An 18,276-nucleotide genomic window follows, 5' to 3' on the forward strand; every position below is an offset into this window, starting at 1 on the left:
GCTCTCCCATTCACCGCGTCGTACTTCCGAGCATGCTTAAGCAAAACTCACGTTAACCTAGGAGCACAAAAAACTCAAAACCATGGAACTTCTGCAGAGCAAATGTCTTCTTTAGGCTTAGATGGAACGATCACCTCTCGGTGACATCTACCCCAAGACATTGATCTATTCCAATCATTCCTTTCATTTTCTTACCCACACCTATCGATTATGTCCTTACCCCTTCGCCTACGCTATTTTGCCCTCAGTAGTCTGATGACCATCGGTTCCATTGCCCTTGGTGTTGCTCCACAGCTAGAAGCAACATCAACACCCCTATCTTGGCAGCAACAGGCGATCGCCCAAACCTTCTCCCCAAGCGACCTAAGAAAATATGCCGAAGCCTATCTCGCAATTTATGGCGGCAACAGAATGGAAAGTCTCCTACTAGAAGTCGAAGAACTAACCGGCAAAAAAACCGATTGGGAAGTACGATGTGACGACTCCGGTAGTATTCGCAAGCTAGGTAATCGCGAAGCCATCCGTAAAGTCCGAGCTTATTGCAACGAAGAACTCCCCGCACTGATCGACAATATCATTCCCCGCAGTACCTTCAACCAGATCAGCAATCGACTAGAAAATGACCCAGCACTTCAAAGCACTATCTTCGATCTCATGACAGAGATTTTAAACGAACGCTAACAATTAGCGAATTAACAACTTGTCTTGTTCCAAAATATTCTCCAGAACATTTCGTCAATGTAAAATGGCCACATTGTACGGTGATGCAACATATCCGGCTGCAAATTTTCCCCTAAACCCCCTTCCTTGGCCGCCTACTATTACTGACGATAAGTTGTCCATGGCAGTAAGCAAGATTTATCAATATTGAGCCTGAATAGTTCACCAGTCACCCTCAAGAAAAATATGAGCTTTCACATCAGTCTTGAACCATAGTGACAACCAGTACCATCAAGACAAATTCCAATGCAGTGAATTAGATCAAGTACCATTAATTATTGTCAATTCACTAAATTTAAGGACAAGCAATCGTGAGCGAACAGCCAAACCCCAAAGTATTCTTTGACATGACTATCGGCGGCGAATCTGCCGGACGCATTGTCTTCGAACTCTACGCCAACACCGTCCCCGAAACAGCGGAAAACTTCCGCGCCCTCTGCACAGGGGAAAAAGGCATGGGTAAACAGGGCAAACCTCTGCACTACAAAGGATCTAGTTTCCACCGTGTCATCCCTGAATTTATGTGCCAAGGGGGAGACTTTACCCGCGGTAACGGCACAGGCGGCGAATCTATCTATGGCGAGAAGTTTAAAGATGAGAACTTCGAACTGCGTCACAATGTTCCCGGCCTACTGAGTATGGCGAATGCTGGCCCCAATACCAATGGCTCCCAGTTTTTTATCACGACAGCAGTAACACCTTGGCTCAATGGCAAACATGTCGTCTTCGGTAAAGTTGTAGAAGGTATGGATGTGGTTAAAACCATTGAAGAGCATGGCTCTCGCAGCGGCAAACCTGATGCACCGATTGTGATCGCTGACTGCGGTGAACTTAAAGAATAGTTGTCATGACTTAACAAATAAGCATTGCTCTACTTGATGTTGATGCATTCGTTACGAATTAAAGCAGACTTTATTGTTTATGATTAAGCCTTAAAGTTTGCTTTTTTGTTTGTTCACCTTTAGATTTTTCCATCGATCTCACCAAAGCTATGACTCAAACCGATACACCGCTGCTAAATGTTTCTGGACTAAATGTTTATTACGGCGAAAGCCATATCCTTCGTAATGTGGATCTGAATGTGCCGCAGGGTCAAATGGTCTGTTTGATCGGTCGCAATGGGGTCGGTAAGACAACGCTGCTAAAAACGGTGATGGGTTTGCTTCCTCCTCGTACAGGGAGTCTACGGTTTATGGGCGAAGAGGTGAATGCTGTGCCCACAGATCGGCGGGCGCGTTTGGGGATTGGCTATGTGCCCCAGGGGCGAGAAATCATTCCACGGGTTTCGGTACGGGAAAATTTACTTTTGGGTCTAGAGGCACTACCGAAGGGTCGTCGCAATAGGAGTAATATTCCGTCGGAGATTTTGAATTTGTTTCCCATGCTTAAAGATATGCTCAATCGTATGGGGGGTGATTTGAGTGGGGGTCAGCAGCAACAGTTGGCGATCGCCCGCGCGATGATGGGTCGTCCCAAGCTCTTAATTCTGGATGAACCCACTGAAGGTATTCAGCCATCGATTATTTTAGAAATTGAAGCGGCGGTTAAACAGATTATTGCGGAGACTGGGATTTCTGTATTGCTTGTCGAACAACACCTGCATTTTGTACGCCAAGCTGATCGATATTATGCGATGCAAAAGGGCGGCATTGTGGCATCGGGAAGTACTAGCGAACTGAGCCAAGATGTCATTCAGCAATTCCTCGCTGTGTAAATAAAAACTGCAAATTTAGAAGACTGAAAATTTAGAAGGCGGAGGGCGTTTTAGTTTTCCTCGCCGCGACCGATTAAAAAATACGTTTTCATCTCCCCTTTTCCTTTAATGGGAATAGAGCCACGCTCAAACCATTGATAGTTGGCGTTGGCAAGCTGTTGATAGGTGGAACAGGAGCATTGAATTTGGTCTGGGATGCCGTGGGACTCCATCCGACTAGCAATATTGACGCTGTCTCCCCACAGATCATAGATGAATTTTTTCTGGCCAATCACCCCTGCCACCACTGCGCCACTGTTGATCCCAATGCGAAGTTTAAACTGGTGTCCTGTTTGGGCGTTGAGAGCGTTTAGGGCTTCTCGCATATCTAATGCCATGTTGGCGATCGCCTCAGCATGGTCAGCACGGGGTTCCGGTAAACCACCGACCACCATATAGGAGTCACCAATGGTTTTAATTTTTTCTAATTCATATTGCTCTGTAAGCTCGTCGAAACAGGAGAAAATCTGATTGAGAACTTTAACGACCTCAATGGGAGATAAATTACCAGCAAATTCTGTAAAGCCGACGATATCAGCAAACAAGACGGTAACATCGTCAAACTGACGGGCAATGGTACGCCCGGACTGGCGTAACTGGGTGGCGATCGTCTCCGGCAAAATATTGAGCAAGAGTTTTTCGGTTTGCTGCTGTTGTTCCTTGAGGGCAGATTCTGCTTGTTTACGACGGATATACTGCCCTAACTGTTGGCCAATGGCATCCATAATCTGCAATAGCTCTGGGTTATCCGACTGGGGGTTTTCGGAAAAAAAGGTCATCACCCCCAAGATTTCCCCTGCTGCCATCACAGGAAAGGCAAAGGCAGAACGTAGACCCTCACGGCAAGCAAAGGATTTTTGACCAAAATCTGGATCTTGTAAAAGATCATAAATCCATTGGGGCGATCGCTGCTCCCACACACGACCCGCTAACCCACTACCCGGCATTAACAACACACGATCACTGACCTCAACAAAGCCCACTGGCTTATGACTAAATTTCGCAAGGGCGATTTGATGAATACGTTGGAGATAAATGTGACTCATGGGATAGGACATAATGGCAGGATAACGACTAGCATCTATCTCTCCTGCTGAAACGGCTTCCCACAGTTCACCCACATCAAATTGCAGCTGATTGCAAATAATTTTTAGAACATCTTGAACCACTTTTTCTATGGATGCCACTTCCGACAGAGCACGGGCAATCATGTACTGAACCGCTAGGCGATTTTGATCGCGGCGATCGCGGGTAACATCGCGGGCAACATAGATAATTTCAAGCTGATTAGGAGATTGTTCCAACAACGACCAAGAAAAAGCCAACACCAGCGGTCTCCCTAATTTACGAAAGCAATTAACCTCGACACGTTGGCTAGAGGCGCTAGGGTCTTTGTCAAAAAAGTTGAGGGCTTCGTAGCGGAGTAGTTGTGCCTCTGGTGTGTTTAAAATCTCAAAGAGCGATCGCCCCAATAACTCACGTTCGCTATACTCTAAAATCTCTGTAGCGACCGAATTAATCCGTAAAATCTTACCATTAGTATCCGTCACAATCAGGGCTTCAGCGATGGACTCAATAATTGTTTCCGCGTATTGCTTGGCATTTTTTAGAGCTGTGACGAGCAGATTTGTTTCATTATTACTCTGCACTAACGTTTGCTCTAAGCTCATCTTGTCAGTGACATCCTCAAGGAACATCAATAGCTGCACTTGGCCATTGCCTGTTGGGTGTGAACGAAAATAAAGGTCAAGATAAAGTTGCTGATTGCCAATTTGACGATTGATCGCTTTAACTTCAAACTGCTCTCTTTTTGCTGCAATAATCTCGCCAAGGATTTCTTCCAACCCATAAAGCTCAGGAAAACTATCTCGAATATCTTCCCCAACCTGCAAACACGCCACATCATCGACACAGGACTTAGCCTGTGCAGACAATGCAACAATGCCTAGCTCCCCATTCAGCAGAACGTAGTGGAGATGTTTTGGGACGATTAATAAAAAATCAGTTTGGGGCATGATGAGTGGAAACCCTTCTGGCAGCGTCGCTGAGTGTTGTACCGTCCCCTCGATTATGGGTGTTTAGACGAGATACTGTGAGGCTGAGTCACTGACAGGCTTAACTGTACGCTAGCTTTTAGACTCACATTAATCAAGATTCATCTATAAGTCTTGCTCATCAGGAAGTAAAAAACTTGCTTGTACTGGATTGTCACCCTCTTCTGTCAAACTTGGGAAAACGTCGCTACCTTTAACTTTGATGCACATTTCAAAGAGCACTTCGGCGAGGACGGCACGAGATACTTTGGATTCGCGCAGGTAAGAGAAACCTTTATCGATTTCGGTGAAGAGTTGCTCTTTTAGGACTTTCAGATCAGCGTCAAACTGCTCTTTGGTTTCGGTGAGCTGCTCGCGCAATAGGCTGCTTTTATCAGCAACTGATTTACTGAGATTATCTAATTCTTGGTCGTTTTTGGCGTTTGTGGTTTTCAGCTCTTGCTGGAGGTTACTGGTGGTTTCGTGGGTGGTCAGACTCAGGTATTTTAGTTTTTTTTCGAGGGAGTCGAGGGTACTACGTAGCTCGGTAGAAAAGGTGTCTTGGAGGTGACGGAGGCGATCGCGGGTTTCGGTTTGCAGTTGGGTCAGTTCTGTTTCGACTTTATCCAGACGTTGATCGTAGCTGGTGAACTGTTGCTCGTATTCTTGGGCTTTTTGACCAAAGAGAACGTCTCGAATCTGGTCAATATTGCCAAGGCGATCGCGCATGAGATCGGGTTTACTGTCTGCCATAGTTTGCTACGAGGATTACGACGGGAGAATATTATGTCTAATGGTAAGGATTTTACCCTAGATTTCTAATTCTAAAAGTATTTAAAGTGTTGAATCTGAAGCGGTGGGGATATTTTTTGTGCTGTGGGGATTTGGCCTGAAGGTGATGAGCGATGGGGGAAGGGTTTTTCCATAGGGATTTTGGTGCAAGTCAATTTTTCTAGGTGGTTGCTGTGGGTTTTGCTGTCACCAACTCTGGCATTTGCTTGGCATCGGGGAGGATAACGTGAATTTCTGTGCCTTTGTTTTCTTCGCTGGCAATGGTAATTGTGCCCTTATGTAGCTGAATATATTCGTGGGTAATGGACATGCCTAAACCTGTGCCGGGAATATTACCGACGTTGGTGGCGCGGTGAAAGGAATCAAAAATATGGTCGAGGTCTGCTGCGGGAATACCAATGCCGTAGTCGCGCACGATGAATTCTAAATAGCCTGTTTGTCCGGCTGGTGTGATCGTGAATTCGACAGGGCGATCGCCGGGAGAATATTTCACCGCATTGGATAATAAATTTTGGAGAATATGTTGGAGCAATTTGCCGTCCATACTGACTGTTTCTAGCTCTGGTGGGTAGCTCGCTTGGATGCGGTGTTCGTTCGTGGACAGATGAATTTGCTGGATCAATCTGTTACAAAAACGCGGTAGATGAAAATCGGCAGGTTTGAATTTCACTTTGCCGGCTTCTGCCTTACTGATTAAGAGGACATCTTCCACAACATTTTTGAGATTACTACCGGCCTGCTGGATAAACCCGATGTACATGGCTAGTTCTTCGTCGGTGATTTCGGTGCCTGAGTTTTGTAAGATTTCGGTACACATCAAAATGCTGGCAATGGGATTGCGAAATTCGTGGGAAGCAGTGGAGAGAAAACGGGAGCGTAATTCAACTAATTCACGCTCTTTGGCGATCGCCTTTTGTTTTTCCAGTTCGGCTTTTTTGCGGACAGTAATATCGCGGCCAATATAAACAAAGGATTCTGTTTGATTGAGATCCGTCAATACTTGGGAGCAGTTAAATTCTATGGTGAGGGACTGTTGATCCTTGGTAAAACACTCTACTTCGACGTTTTTTATGGTGTCTTGGTGGGCGGCGATCGCCTTCGGCTCAAAGTTATCTTGCCAAATATCTGGAGGTAATAGATGAGCTAAAGATGTTGTGAGCAGTTCTTCTTCTGGATAGCCAAACATCTCTACTGCGGCCTGGTTAACGGAGCGAATCACCCCCTGTTGGTCAGTAATAATCAAAGCATCGCCCATGGAGAGCATCACCTTATCGAGGTAATCCTTGGAGTTACGGAGGGCATCTAGCAGCAATCCCGCCTCATTGGCTCGTTGTACAAGGGATTGCTTGAGGTTCATCATCTCGGTGATATCTTCAAACAACAGCACTAAATAGCGATCAATCCGATGCACATAAAGGTTGAAATACAAATCTTCCCGTGCCACTTCTCGCAGCTCGTATTCGCGGATTTTGCCGAGGCAAATTTGTTCTAGGATTTCTTCGGCACCGATTAGCTCAGGGAAGGCATCACACACCGGTTGCCCGATGTTTAATAAATCTGGGGCGATCGCAAAGACATCTAAATTCCCCGAAAATTCGATAATCGTCAGTGACCGACCCAAGAGTAAATAATCGACATGGGGCGGCATGATAAATTTTTCAGGCAGTAAGCTCATGGGATCGCAGGAAGTTCTAAAAGCGAAGGCGACTTTACGCTGCTATTATCAGTTGTTTTGCCAATCTTTCAAAGATTACATCTACATTTTTTGATGTCTTGGCAGAGGTTTGGTAAATTCCCAACACATTGGCGACCACTTCCTTGAGAAAGTCCTCTAATTTTTTGCCAATTTCTGGTTCGATTAAATCAGTTTTATTTAAGGCTAAAATCACCTTACCAGTAGGGCTAGCGCGGTAAAATAACTCGATATGTTCTTGGAAGTGTTGCACAGTTTCTGGACGGGTGACATCGCCCACAATAATGACGGCGGCAGCACCTTGTAGATAGGATGGCGCAACAGCTTTAAATTTAGTTTGTCCTTCGATATCCCAGATCAATAGATCAATCTCTTGGGAAAGATCAGACAAGCCAATGGTTTTTCGAGAGATCTTAACGCCGACTGTTGAGAGGTATTCGTCAGTAAAGGAGCGTTCGACAAAACGACGAATTAGACTGGTTTTCCCGACGCCAAAATCCCCCAACATACAAATTTTTTTCTTAATAGTTGCCATATTTTAAAGTTTTTCTTATTTCTCCATAATACGTTCAAAACGGACACAGCGGCTGAGCCATGCATCGTCGGCTTGGGTGAGGTTTGGAGGCGATGAAGGTGCGGCCACAATGTCTAGTCGCTCTGCTGCAATACCGAGGTTTAAGAGACTATCACGGACGGCGATCGCCCGTTTTTGGGCGAGATTATTTTGCTGGGTTTCACTGGTGTGAATATGGCCGATGATACGTAGTTTCATCTGGGGATATTGCTGCAAAAATTCTTGGATAGAGGGTAATTTTTCTCGAATATCATTGGGATTGAGGGCGGCGGTATTATTGGCAAAGTAAAGGCGTTGGTCAATGGGAAAGGCCTTGGATGTCGCGGTAATCAAAACATTTTCAACGCCCGGAATTTCACTAAAACTATCGGCTACCTGCCGGATCTGGGTATCGGTGCGGAGATGTCCGGTAATGGCGACTTGGCGATCGCCGTACTCGGTGGCGATGACGAGATCTTCATTTTGATTGAGCACTTTGGTGAGTCGTTCAACTTCACTGGCGATCGTCTCTGGGTCTGGCTCCACTTCGACGGTAATAATGTCATTAATGATTTGCCATTGGTTTGGCTCTTCCAATTGGGCGACTTGGGCGCGGGCAATGGTTTCCGCTTTTTCCTTGAGGCGCACAAAGGGCACTTTGCCCGATAGGGTGATTTGGCGATCGCCCTTGACCTTGGCCACATCAGAGTCAACGGGATAAATCGCTAATTGGGGATCGACATTAAGCTCCACATCAATTTGTGACTCAACGGCCGCTAGGGCCTGTAGCTGTTTGTTCTGCCAAAAGCGCCAGCCTCCCCAAACAAATAAAGGGACAAACACCAATAACAATAACGCAGCAGGAAAACTACCTTTATCCGAATCCGTTGTTTGAGGTCGATAGTCAATCAGCTCCTCTAATTCTTGTTTTACCGCATTATCGACAGAATTGGGATCACCAGAATAATAATGAATACTTTGGTCGCGGTCATATTGCAAAATAATATTGGATAGGGATCGCCGCATTTTCTTGATGTAATTTGCTTCCACCTCACCCTTTAGCACCGTGGCGATGTAACAATACCCTGCTACCTCCATCAAAATCTGAAAGCTTTCATATTCAATCTCCTTCAGCTCCGACGTATTACCCGGCTCAATCGAGCACTCCGAGGCAAAACTCCGCATCGCAGTAAGCATGCCCGCCATCAAATCCCCCTCTAGAGCCTTCCCTTCTTTGTCATCCGTATTTTCTGGCAAGGATTTTTGTTGCTTAGCGGAGGCGATAATCAGCCCCGACTGTTTATGAATCAAGAAAACCGCCTTAATTTCAAAGGGCATGGACTCCTGAAAAATCAGTTCCGCTTCAGAAATGCCCTTCATTTTGGCGCGCAATTTTCTTTGGATGCCAGCCGGGGTCAGGGTACTTTCGACCCTTGAATTAATTTCCTGCACCACATCCTGCATATATTTGGAGATGGTACTGCCAATCACAGGATAAAGGGCATCTACCATCGCATCCCGTTCGATACGAATTTGCTGTTTAATAATGTCGCCCATGGCTGGTGCTAAGGCTTCGACGAGATCATCAGAATTGCTGCGGACTTGCTGATCGATCGCCCCGGGGATCAGATTGGCGATCGCCCGAATCATAGCAACCTTATCCTCTTGGGTTTTCTCGACGATCACCTCATCAATAATCGGTACAATAGCCCGGATAATACTGTCTTTAGATTCCATTACCTTGCGGTTAAGCAACTCCGAAATCACGGGCATCAATAATTTGATTGTTTCTTCTGGCTCATAGAGTTTACTTTCTAGCTGTTCAATTTTCAGCTCAAGGGGCGTAAAGTCTGGCTGTTTACCACTACCAAAAACCAGATCAGCAAGGAGTTCTTGTAGTAAGTTTTCTGGTCGTTCGGACGACTCTATGGCTTCCTGAGCCGCCACAACTTCAGCCGATACCCTCCGAGACGAAACGCCGCTTTCAGTAGATACATCAGCAGGGCGATCGCCTTTCGAGCTTGGGCTATTATCAGAGTGAGGCGCGTCAAAACGCTGTTCCATTAGAAAAATAAGAACGAAGACAGGATCATCAAGGCATGGACATACCATTGCCATCATGAGTAATTATTTCGCGATTAATAACACCCATCAGTGAAATTCAATCACTAACTTTATCTAAGTGTATTTAAATCAAGCAAAATCTTTGACTACAGCTTAACTTAACCCATTTATTTTTAAGATTCTAATTCGGCTTCGATTTGCTCTTGGACACCCTGGGGCAATTCGGCTAGAAAGCTACCATCGCGGGTTTTTAGGGAAAATTCAAACAGCATTTTACCCAATTGATCTTTAGTCAGTTTGCCCTCATTTGTTTCGCTGTAGAGGCTATTCCACTCATCAGAAATTGCTTCTTTTAGCCCTTCAAGCTGATTGTCGAGGTGTTGGCGAATGGATTCGAGTTCGCTTTTAAGGGAGCCATACTGGCTACCGAAATCTCTCTGGAAGGCGTTTAGCTCTTGGGTAAAACTATCCATTTCGCCACTGAGCATTTGCTCTAGCTTATTGAGCTCGCTGTTGCTGGCGTTACTAAAATATTTTAGTTTACTTTCTAGGCCTTGGTTGAGGTTGAGCAGCTCATGGGAAATTGTGCCTTCTAGCTGTTGGAGTTGTCCTTGGATTTGTCCACGAAACTCCCCCAGACTCGCTTCGATCTGCTCGAGGCGATCGCCATAGCTACGGAAACGTGTTTCATACGCATCAAGCTGTTGACCAAAGAGTAAGTCGCGGATTTGATCAAGATTATTTGCAGATTCTGGCATGGTGGCAGCTCTAGGGGCAGTAAAGTCAGGAATATCAGTTTAAAGACTTGACCTTGATACTAAGCAAAATCCTAGGGATTGACAAGCATTTTTCATTAGAGCGGGAGAATACTTTTTTGTATGTGTAGACATTATTTAAAAGCTCTACCAATGCTTATTTTAAAGTAACAACCTCATGGAGCCACAAAGCAATGCCTCAACATCCGTTTACCGCACTCATCGTTGATCAGCGAGAAAATGGTCAATCTACAGCAACTTCGACAGAGTTGACCGATATCAAGGCTCTACCAAATCAAGCTGATGGAGACCTCCTCATTCGAGTCACCCATTCTTCATTGAACTATAAAGATGCGTTGGCAGTGACGGGTAAAGGCAAGGTTTTACGGAAGTTCCCAATTGTGCCCGGGATAGATGCGGCGGGCTTCGTTGAGGAAGCGGCTGAAAATAGTGCTTTTCAAGGGGGTGATGAAGTTCTTGTGACAGGCTATGGTCTCGGTGAAAAGGTTTCTGGGGGCTATGCGGGATTTTGTCGGGTGAAAGAGAATTGGGCTTTGCCGATCCCCGACGGTTTATCGCGGCAGGATTGTATGGCGATCGGGACGGCGGGTTTCACGGCAATGTTGTCGGTGCTGGCCCTCGAAGATCATGGTGTTTTGCCAGACCAGGGCCCTGTGGTGGTGACTGGTGCGACGGGCGGTGTCGGTTCTATCGCGATTTTATTGTTGTCGAAGCTGGGTTATGAAGTGGTGGCAGCGACGGGGCGAGTCGAAGAACAGGGTGACTATTTAAAGTCTCTCGGTGCAACGGAACTGATTCATCGGGAAGAGCTGGCAAATCCCAGTGGTAAACCTCTGGAGTCTGAACGCTGGGCGGGGGCGATCGATACGGTTGGCGGTGAAACGCTGGCGAGTATTCTGCGGCAAACAAAATATCGCGGCAGTGTGGCGGCTTGTGGTTTGGCTGGCGGCTCAAATCTACCGACAACTGTTTTTCCTTTTATTCTGCGTGGTGTGAATCTGTTGGGGATTGATTCTGTGATGTGTCCAAGAAGCTTGCGAGAAACGGCTTGGCACAGACTAGCTACAGATTTAGATCTAGAAAAATTGCGAGGTTTACAGACGGTGATTACCTTTGAAGATATACCAACTATTGCTCAGAAGATACTCTCAGGAAAAGTTCGCGGTAGATTGATTGTTTGTCTAGGCCAGGAAAAATAAGCGAGACTTTTCGATAGGATACTTTACAAATCATTTTTACTCTACTCGCTAAAATTTCAACATTTGTTTAGTGGCGATCGCCTTATCATAAAAAGTAAAACAATATTTGCTTTTTTATTGGTGAATACAGTCAGAGAATGAGAAAAAAAGCATTTCAAAAAATCAGTAAAAGTTCAACAAAATCATAAAAATCACAAGTTTTCCAGATTGTTAAGTGAATCTTTTAATTTGTAGTAAATTTAATTTTATAGTAGTTTCGAATAATAAATAGAATTCCTTTTTTCGCTAAAAAATAGTGTGAGTAGCGTAACCTTCGGAAACCACTGACCACCTAAGGCGACCTTCCCGAAGGAAGGGCATAAAAAACCCTCTAGAACTTATTCGTGATGACTATCATTTGGCAAAGAAAGATTCCATAAAAAAATGAAAGTAGTTGAAGAAGAGTTGATCCGACTTAGAGATAATGTCATTGCGATGTATTCGAACGCCCCCAAGAAAGGGCTATTTTCTTTTTCTAAGAAACAAAGCTCTAGCAACACAGCTCAAATTATAGAAACTCTCATTCTAATTAGAAGTTACTTTTCTGGAAATATTTTTAGCGCGAACTCAATGTCGAAAGATGAAATAATTGCGTCTTTATTAACTGGGAAAAACAAGCAAAAGTTAGTGGAAATTTTCTACACTATGACGGCGCAGGCAAACCCACAATCAAAGGAAGAATTAGTGGAGTTACAAAAAGTTTTAGGTATCAGAACTAATGTCCTTAACTTTAAAGGCAAAAAGTAATAAAGATTCTAGTTAAATATGCTGTTTTATAGGGAAATATGCCTTTGTATCGTATAACCCTATTACCACACGAGATTTTGCGTAAGGCTAACAACATCTTGTCCCAATTTCTATCAACGGCTGCGGTAGGTTCATCTGTTAAAACGAGCTTGTTCGACTCACTAAAGCGCGGGCGATCGCCATCAACTATTTCACTGACAAAAACTATGATGCTTTTTCCAGTTCTGAGTGGGATTTCAAAACTTTAGAACCATCTTCCTGTTCGATTGTGTAGGCAGGGTTGTCATCGCTGGCGTTCCTTGTAACTTCTGTTCCCTGCATGGTGCGAGTAACTTTTTCTCTAAAGACTTCGCGAATATATCCTTCCGCTGTGCCATTGCCCCAATCCCACTGAACTTTCGTATTTGTTTGATAAGTGTTCATTCGTATTTTTTTTCCGATAATTTTGCTCAGTTAGCTTTGCGAAAAAGAGATAAAAAGCTTCTCATGAAAAACGATAACACTTTCAAAAGTCTTGCTATGTCTGTCTTAGAGCCGATAATTGGCTAGGTAAATAGTCAGTCAATGGTTAAGTTTTTGTTCGTGGAGCGATCGCCCTATTAAGCAGTCACAGTATTTAAAGGCTTAAGTTTTCCATCTTCTAAATTCACGATACGGTCAGCAACATCAAGGATACGGCTATCGTGGGTCACCATGAGGATTGTGCAGCCCTGTTCTCGCGCTAGATTTTGCATGAGGGTGACGACATCTCGCCCGGATTTACTGTCGAGGGCTGCGGTGGGTTCATCGGCCAAAACGAGTTTGGGTCGGCTCACTAGGGCGCGGGCGATCGCCACCCGTTGTTTTTGTCCGCCGGAGAGATTGTCTGGATAATAATCAACTCGTTCTCCGAGACCAACTTGTTCGAGCATTGCCGCCGCTTTTTCGTTCATTTCTTTGGGAGAAAATTCGGGGTGCACTTCTAATCCCATGCGCACATTTTGGAGGGCGGTCAAACTGTGGTGGAGATTGTGGGCTTGGAAAATATAACCATGTTGGCGACGGGCTTGGGCAAGTTGTCGGGTGGATGCGCCAAATAGTTCTTTATCTAACACCTTGAGGCTACCGGACTGGGCAGAACGCAACCCGCCAATTAGTGTGAGCAGGGTCGTTTTACCGGAACCGGACGGGCCTGTCATCAGAATCATTTCTCCGGATCTAATTTCGAGATTGATATTAAAGAGCACCTGTTTTTTTAGGTTGCCCTGTCCAAAGGTATGGTCGAGATTTTTGACGGCGATCGCCACTTTATTTTGCTTAGTATTCGCATTCATCGTTAAACCTAAAACATATCGGCGGGATCAGCGGACTGGAGACGGCGGGTGGCGATCGCCCCGGAAATCATACACATCACAACGGTTAGGGTGAGCACTGATCTTGCTCGGGAAAGGGTCATGTAGATGGGCAGAGCTGTGGCATTGGCCGCCACTTGATACAGTCCAATCGGTAATAATGCGCCGGGAATAAACCCCAGTAGCGCCAGAATAATCGCCTCTTCAAATACCACCGTGAGCAAATAGGTATTTTGGTAGCCCATCGCCTTAAAGGTTGCGTACTCCTGCAAATGGGCATTCACATCGGTGGACAGCACTTGGTAAACGATCACCACGCCGACAATAAACGCCATCGCGGTTCCCAGCCCAAACACAAATCCCACGGGACTCGCCACCCGCCAATAGTTTTCTTCGAAGGTGACATATTCGGCCTTGGTAAAAACTTTGACATCTTCCGGCAAATAGTCCCGCAATTGCTCTGCCACCGCATCGACATCGTAATCGGGGTCAATTTCAAGGAGACCAATATTGACGCTGCCTGCTTCCCGCCGTCGAAAAATTCGTAAAAAAGTTTGGTCACTGGTCATTAAGCTGGCATCTGCGCCAAAGGATGCGCCCAACTCAAAAATACCGACAATATTTAAAGTGCGTTTTTCTGCTTCGGTTTGGACAACTTCTCCAGCATCCACTGCGGCGATCGCCTCATCGTAGGTTCCCCGCGCGCCACGGTCAAAAAGAATCGTATCGGCAATTTTGAGCTTATGGAGCTGCTGATTCACTTCGGGCAAATCGAAGGCGGGTTGGTCGGGGTCAAACCCAAAAACTTGCACTGTCGCGGTTAATTTGGTTTGGGGATTTTTCCAAGTGAGATTACTGATATACAAAGCATTTGCACTGACTACACCGGGGACATCTTGGGCTTGCAACAATCGTCGTCGGGCAAAGCTGGAGGTATTTTGCAAATTTAATGCCTTGGGACTGATAAGAATAATATCGCCCTGCATATGGCGGTTGACCCGCGTGTTGCTGTCGTAGAGAGAAGCCTGAAACCCCAACTGCATAAACATCAAAATATCGGCAAAAGCGATGCCGGCGATCGCCACCGCAAGACGACCTTTGTCATGACTGAGTTGCAACCATCCGAGGGGAGTGCGTCGTCGAATTTTTTGGAGAATCTGAAGCATAAAACCTCGATTATTGGTCTTGTAATTTCCCCTCTTGGGAGGGGCTAGGGGTGGGTTCTCCGCGGGCTACATAACCTATCGAAACCCTTTCCGGCTTTCAGCCACCTTCCCCAAGGAAGGATTTTTTACTGCTCGATTACTGCCTGCACTTGGAGATTGGTAAATTTCGCTGCCCGTTGGCTGGAGTTTGTGTTGAGGTCGATATAAACTTCCACTACCCGCGCATCGATATTGACGCTGGGGTCTGTGTTTACCACCGATTGCCGTAAAACCTCGGAGCCAATTCTGGTGACCGTTCCTCGCAACGGTTCGGCGATCGCCCTGCTGATGACAGTGACGGGTTGACCTAATTTCACTTTTTGAATATCGCTTTGATAAACTTCGGCGATCGCCCGCATTTGAGTATTTTGGGCAAGGTCGAGAATGCCGTCTGTGCCAACCACTTCGCCCGGTCGCGCATGGATTGCTAAAACTTCCCCAGCTATTGGCGCATAAACAACTGCCTGCTCTAGGGCTGCTGCGGCTTGGTCACGAATGGCGATCGCCCGGTCTACATCCGCCTGAGCCACCTGAATATCCACCGGACGCACCTCCGCAATTTGGGACAGGGTTGCTTGGGCACGCTCAAGATTGGCGGGATTAGTGTTGCGTGTGCGGTCTAAATTCGCCTGAGCTTCCCGCAAAGAATCTTGGGTGGTCTGCCAAATTAGCTGCTTACTATCACGCTGAGACTCCGAAATGGCTCCCGCTTCAAACAGCGACTGATACCGTTGATATTCCGCTTCTGCATTAATGACTTCTGCCTCTAAACGCCGTACCGCCGAACTTTGCGCTGCGATATCGCCTTGGTACTGCGCTTCAATGCGATTAATTTCTGCTTTCTGCGCTAAAACTTCACCGTCCTTCGCCCCTGCTTTCACCCGCGCCAACTGCGCTTCGGCAACTTTAATTTGCTGTTCTGCTTCGAGTAATGCCGCTTGCCGTTGGTCATAGGTATCGAGAATAGCCACCACCTGACCTGCAACGAGGCGATCGCCCTCCTGCACCCGCAACTCTTCAATGCGATTCCCTTGATTTGATGTTGGTGCAGACAAATTTACAACTTCACCCATCGGCTCTAAACGCCCCAACGCCGTCACTGTCCGAATTTCTTCGACGACCACCGAAGTTTCTGATGCAGACTCCGATACAGAATTTGAACGCCAATAAAAAAAGCCACCAATCGTCACCGCACTACCCACGGCGATCGCTCCGATAGTCAGCCAACTGGTTTTGAAGTTGAGATTATTCGACCTTGGCAGAAAACTTTGCATCGTTACCCCTTTGAATCAAAGAAACTAAACTGTTCAGTTCACTTCTGTCACTAAACTAATCGGTTTAGTCTAAAAATGTCAAGGAAAGTTTTATATTGGAAATAGAACGTAAGCAGGCGAAACAATGGGACAGCCGACCCCGGTAGAAAACGAACGTAACTTGTCCTCCGAGAAAACAGAGGCGATTTTGCAGGGAGGGATGCGAGAATTTCTGGCTAACGGTTATGCCGCGACCAGTATGGATCGGGTGGCGAAATCTTCAAAGGTTTCTAAAGCAACGGTTTACAGCCATTTTCAAGACAAAGAAAGTTTATTTATAGCGTTAATCCAGCACCTTGTGGAAAAAAAATTCCGTAGCGTTTTCGATCCAGTTAATGCAGGAAAATTGTCTTCTGAGCCAGAGATTATCCTGAAGCAATTAGCCTATCGCATGTTGGATATCGGCGCTGAGCAGCCTTTATTTCAAAATTTTATGCGGGTAATTATTGGTGAATCTGGTCGATTCCCGCAACTTGCCCGTGCCTTTGTACGCAATGTCGAAAAAACCGGATTTCGCTTATTGACCGAATATTTTTCTACAGCGCCCCAATTTGAGTTTGAAGATCCTGAGGCGATCGCCCGTATTTTTGTAGGTTCCTTAGCCTACTTTTTCATTGTGCAAGAGATGTTGCATGGCAAAGAAATTGTGCCCATGGAGCGCGATCGCCTCGTAAATAACCTAGTTGATTTAATTATCAAAAAATAAACTAAACATTACTGGCAACAAAACTAGCAACCCAAAAAAATCTACAACCTCAGCCATTAGCGACAAAAAAAATCAATATAATTAATACTTTCTCCAACCAGAAATTCAGACTACACTGCTAACCTTAAAATGAAAAAACAGAAACTAAATCCCTACCCAAAATCACGACAGTAGGAAAGAAACATTAGGTGGATATTCATCTTGGATACGACGCAGCACTTCCCGAATCCTTTCTAGGGTCTCCCTTGCCCCTTTCAGATCATTCGCCTCGATTTGTTTTTCTAAAATTAGACATTGCTTGACAACCTCATCTACACAACAGCGTTTAGCACTAGCCCTCAATTGACAAGAAATAACCAGCACATCCTCTGAATTTTCCTCTAGCAAACTCATTTGTAGACAGTTAAAATATGTCGGTATTACTTTTACAAAAGTAGTAAATACTTCTTGGCAAAACTTATCATCTCCTCCGCAAAGTTTATCTAGTTTTTCGAAGTCTACAAGATTCATTAAACCTAAAATTTGTGTTTAAAAGAGTATGAGTAGAAAAAGTTGCTTTAACAATGCAGAAATTTCATTAAAATTATAAAAAAGTATTATTTACGCCTTTTGCCCTGTCAAACCCTAAAAACCTACCACCCAGATGGTAGTTTTGCCTTATTCAATTTTTGTAAAACATAATGGGAATAAATATATATATTTACCTTGTAGTAACTACGCTTTTTTAGGGAAATAGCTAGTTAAAATGCAATTTACGCTACATCAAAATATTAAAATGTAATTGATTTTACAAAAATATTTTCTTGGCACTAAGAATTTTTCAATATTTTCCTTCGACCCTTTATCTTAAGAGTAGCGGCATTCAAGCCCTGCCCTTGGACTATCTATATATTTATCTGTATATTGAAGCGACAAAGCTTTTTTCGATAGGATAAATTTTATCAAATCCAGCATACATGAAATTCAAGCGACGATGAGCTTCCGATTATTCATGTTCTATCGAATAACGAAATAATACACATTTACGGTTTCAATATTAAAAATATGAATTTTTGCGGCAAATTTGAGTAAATTCAATTCACTAAACTCATTTCTATACCGAAGTTTTTTTATTATTATTGAGGGCGATCGCCTTACCAAATGCCCACACACCAATGCCGGCCAATTACAATTTACCTTTTGAGATCAAGTCTCTTTATTAAAAACTTTTTATTGCTCACTTTCTGATTAAGGAAGCGACATCAAGAATAACGAATCGGCGATTAAGATTAGCTTGGAGGTGAAATATAGCGTAAATCTAAGTACAGGACAAAAGTTGAACAGGGTCGAATAGAGGACAAGGAAAAGAGGAA

The 18,276-nt window shown here is 44.9% G+C and carries 17 protein-coding genes; 6 read left to right on the forward strand and 11 right to left on the reverse strand.

Annotation, left to right across the window (positions count from 1 at the left end):
• Positions 1-210 precede the first annotated feature (210 nt).
• From NIES208_RS16995 to urtE, 3 genes are all read left to right on the forward strand, one after another.
• A complete protein-coding gene (locus NIES208_RS16995; protein ID WP_075894179.1) occupies positions 211-681 on the forward strand; it encodes a DUF4168 domain-containing protein in 471 nt (156 codons plus the stop codon).
• 350 nt (positions 682-1,031) lie between these two features.
• Positions 1,032-1,562, forward strand: a complete 531-nt coding sequence (locus tag NIES208_RS17000; protein ID WP_235641425.1) for a peptidylprolyl isomerase — start codon at positions 1,032-1,034, stop codon at positions 1,560-1,562.
• Between the two features lie 170 nt (positions 1,563-1,732).
• Positions 1,733-2,434 carry an urea ABC transporter ATP-binding subunit UrtE gene (gene urtE / locus NIES208_RS17005; RefSeq protein ID WP_075894195.1) on the forward strand — a complete coding sequence of 234 codons (702 nt, stop codon included), beginning with the start codon at positions 1,733-1,735 and terminating at the stop codon, positions 2,432-2,434.
• Between the two features lie 50 nt (positions 2,435-2,484).
• Here the strand turns inward: urtE and NIES208_RS17010 are convergent, their stop codons facing one another.
• The 6 genes from NIES208_RS17010 to NIES208_RS17035 all read right to left on the reverse strand — a co-directional run bounded on the left by NIES208_RS17010 (position 2,485) and on the right by NIES208_RS17035 (position 10,366).
• The gene (locus NIES208_RS17010; RefSeq protein WP_075894181.1) at positions 2,485-4,488 is read right to left on the reverse strand and encodes an adenylate/guanylate cyclase domain-containing protein; all 2,004 of its coding nucleotides are present in this window, start codon (positions 4,486-4,488) and stop codon (positions 2,485-2,487) included.
• Positions 4,489-4,632: 144 nt separating this feature from the next.
• A complete protein-coding gene (locus tag NIES208_RS17015) occupies positions 4,633-5,259 on the reverse strand; it encodes a hypothetical protein (RefSeq protein WP_075894182.1) in 627 nt (208 codons plus the stop codon).
• Between the two features lie 199 nt (positions 5,260-5,458).
• Positions 5,459-6,973, reverse strand: a complete 1,515-nt coding sequence (locus NIES208_RS17020; protein WP_075894183.1) for a PAS domain-containing sensor histidine kinase — start codon at positions 6,971-6,973, stop codon at positions 5,459-5,461.
• A 34-nt stretch (positions 6,974-7,007) separates the two neighbouring features.
• Positions 7,008-7,526 (reverse strand): Rab family GTPase, encoded by a 519-nt coding sequence (locus NIES208_RS17025; RefSeq protein WP_075894184.1) that lies wholly within the window; start codon positions 7,524-7,526, stop codon positions 7,008-7,010.
• Between the two features lie 15 nt (positions 7,527-7,541).
• Positions 7,542-9,608 (reverse strand): OmpA family protein, encoded by a 2,067-nt coding sequence (locus NIES208_RS17030; RefSeq protein WP_171971799.1) that lies wholly within the window; start codon positions 9,606-9,608, stop codon positions 7,542-7,544.
• A 173-nt stretch (positions 9,609-9,781) separates the two neighbouring features.
• Positions 9,782-10,366 (reverse strand): hypothetical protein, encoded by a 585-nt coding sequence (locus NIES208_RS17035; RefSeq protein WP_075894186.1) that lies wholly within the window; start codon positions 10,364-10,366, stop codon positions 9,782-9,784.
• Positions 10,367-10,557: 191 nt separating this feature from the next.
• Here NIES208_RS17035 and NIES208_RS17040 point away from each other — a divergent pair, with 191 nt between their 5' ends.
• A complete protein-coding gene (locus tag NIES208_RS17040; protein ID WP_075894187.1) occupies positions 10,558-11,583 on the forward strand; it encodes an MDR family oxidoreductase in 1,026 nt (341 codons plus the stop codon).
• A 423-nt stretch (positions 11,584-12,006) separates the two neighbouring features.
• Positions 12,007-12,369, forward strand: coding sequence for a hypothetical protein (locus NIES208_RS17045; RefSeq protein WP_075894188.1), 363 nt, complete (start codon positions 12,007-12,009; stop codon positions 12,367-12,369).
• Positions 12,370-12,573: 204 nt separating this feature from the next.
• On the opposite strand, the gene NIES208_RS17050 is transcribed toward NIES208_RS17045, so the two are convergent.
• The 4 genes from NIES208_RS17050 to NIES208_RS17065 all read right to left on the reverse strand — a co-directional run bounded on the left by NIES208_RS17050 (position 12,574) and on the right by NIES208_RS17065 (position 16,179).
• On the reverse strand, positions 12,574-12,792 hold the full coding sequence (locus NIES208_RS17050; protein WP_075894189.1) for a hypervirulence associated TUDOR domain-containing protein: 219 nt from the start codon (positions 12,790-12,792) through the stop codon (positions 12,574-12,576).
• Between the two features lie 176 nt (positions 12,793-12,968).
• Complete coding sequence (locus tag NIES208_RS17055; RefSeq protein WP_075894190.1) at positions 12,969-13,682, reverse strand: DevA family ABC transporter ATP-binding protein; 714 nt, start codon at positions 13,680-13,682, stop codon at positions 12,969-12,971.
• An 8-nt stretch (positions 13,683-13,690) separates the two neighbouring features.
• Positions 13,691-14,866, reverse strand: a complete 1,176-nt coding sequence (gene devC / locus NIES208_RS17060) for an ABC transporter permease DevC (RefSeq protein WP_075894191.1) — start codon at positions 14,864-14,866, stop codon at positions 13,691-13,693.
• A 125-nt stretch (positions 14,867-14,991) separates the two neighbouring features.
• A complete protein-coding gene (locus tag NIES208_RS17065) occupies positions 14,992-16,179 on the reverse strand; it encodes an ABC exporter membrane fusion protein (protein WP_075894192.1) in 1,188 nt (395 codons plus the stop codon).
• 124 nt (positions 16,180-16,303) lie between these two features.
• Here NIES208_RS17065 and NIES208_RS17070 point away from each other — a divergent pair, with 124 nt between their 5' ends.
• Entirely contained in the window at positions 16,304-16,924 is a 621-nt protein-coding gene (locus NIES208_RS17070; RefSeq protein WP_075894193.1) for a TetR/AcrR family transcriptional regulator, read from the forward strand.
• Positions 16,925-17,086: 162 nt separating this feature from the next.
• Here NIES208_RS17070 and NIES208_RS17075 read toward each other — a convergent pair whose 3' ends face one another.
• Positions 17,087-17,317, reverse strand: a complete 231-nt coding sequence (locus NIES208_RS17075) for a hypothetical protein (protein WP_139325093.1) — start codon at positions 17,315-17,317, stop codon at positions 17,087-17,089.
• Positions 17,318-18,276: the final 959 nt, after the last annotated feature.

Source organism: [Limnothrix rosea] IAM M-220 (assembly GCF_001904615.1).
GTDB lineage: Bacteria > Cyanobacteriota > Cyanobacteriia > Cyanobacteriales > MRBY01 > MRBY01.

Bases quoted from the DNA above. Each gene is read 5' to 3' on its own strand.
- NIES208_RS16995 (WP_075894179.1), top strand. From the start codon at position 211: ATGTCCTTACCCCTTCGCCTACGCTATTTTGCCCTCAGTAGTCTGATG.
- NIES208_RS17010 (WP_075894181.1), bottom strand. From the start codon at position 4,488: ATGCCCCAAACTGATTTTTTATTAATCGTCCCAAAACATCTCCACTAC.
- NIES208_RS17015 (WP_075894182.1), bottom strand. From the start codon at position 5,259: ATGGCAGACAGTAAACCCGATCTCATGCGCGATCGCCTTGGCAATATT.
- NIES208_RS17020 (WP_075894183.1), bottom strand. From the start codon at position 6,973: ATGAGCTTACTGCCTGAAAAATTTATCATGCCGCCCCATGTCGATTAT.
- NIES208_RS17025 (WP_075894184.1), bottom strand. From the start codon at position 7,526: ATGGCAACTATTAAGAAAAAAATTTGTATGTTGGGGGATTTTGGCGTC.
- NIES208_RS17030 (WP_171971799.1), bottom strand. From the start codon at position 9,608: ATGGAACAGCGTTTTGACGCGCCTCACTCTGATAATAGCCCAAGCTCG.
- NIES208_RS17035 (WP_075894186.1), bottom strand. From the start codon at position 10,366: ATGCCAGAATCTGCAAATAATCTTGATCAAATCCGCGACTTACTCTTT.
- NIES208_RS17040 (WP_075894187.1), top strand. From the start codon at position 10,558: ATGCCTCAACATCCGTTTACCGCACTCATCGTTGATCAGCGAGAAAAT.
- NIES208_RS17045 (WP_075894188.1), top strand. From the start codon at position 12,007: ATGAAAGTAGTTGAAGAAGAGTTGATCCGACTTAGAGATAATGTCATT.
- NIES208_RS17050 (WP_075894189.1), bottom strand. From the start codon at position 12,792: ATGAACACTTATCAAACAAATACGAAAGTTCAGTGGGATTGGGGCAAT.
- NIES208_RS17055 (WP_075894190.1), bottom strand. From the start codon at position 13,682: ATGAATGCGAATACTAAGCAAAATAAAGTGGCGATCGCCGTCAAAAAT.
- devC (WP_075894191.1), bottom strand. From the start codon at position 14,866: ATGCTTCAGATTCTCCAAAAAATTCGACGACGCACTCCCCTCGGATGG.
- NIES208_RS17065 (WP_075894192.1), bottom strand. From the start codon at position 16,179: ATGCAAAGTTTTCTGCCAAGGTCGAATAATCTCAACTTCAAAACCAGT.
- NIES208_RS17070 (WP_075894193.1), top strand. From the start codon at position 16,304: ATGGGACAGCCGACCCCGGTAGAAAACGAACGTAACTTGTCCTCCGAG.
- NIES208_RS17075 (WP_139325093.1), bottom strand. From the start codon at position 17,317: ATGAGTTTGCTAGAGGAAAATTCAGAGGATGTGCTGGTTATTTCTTGT.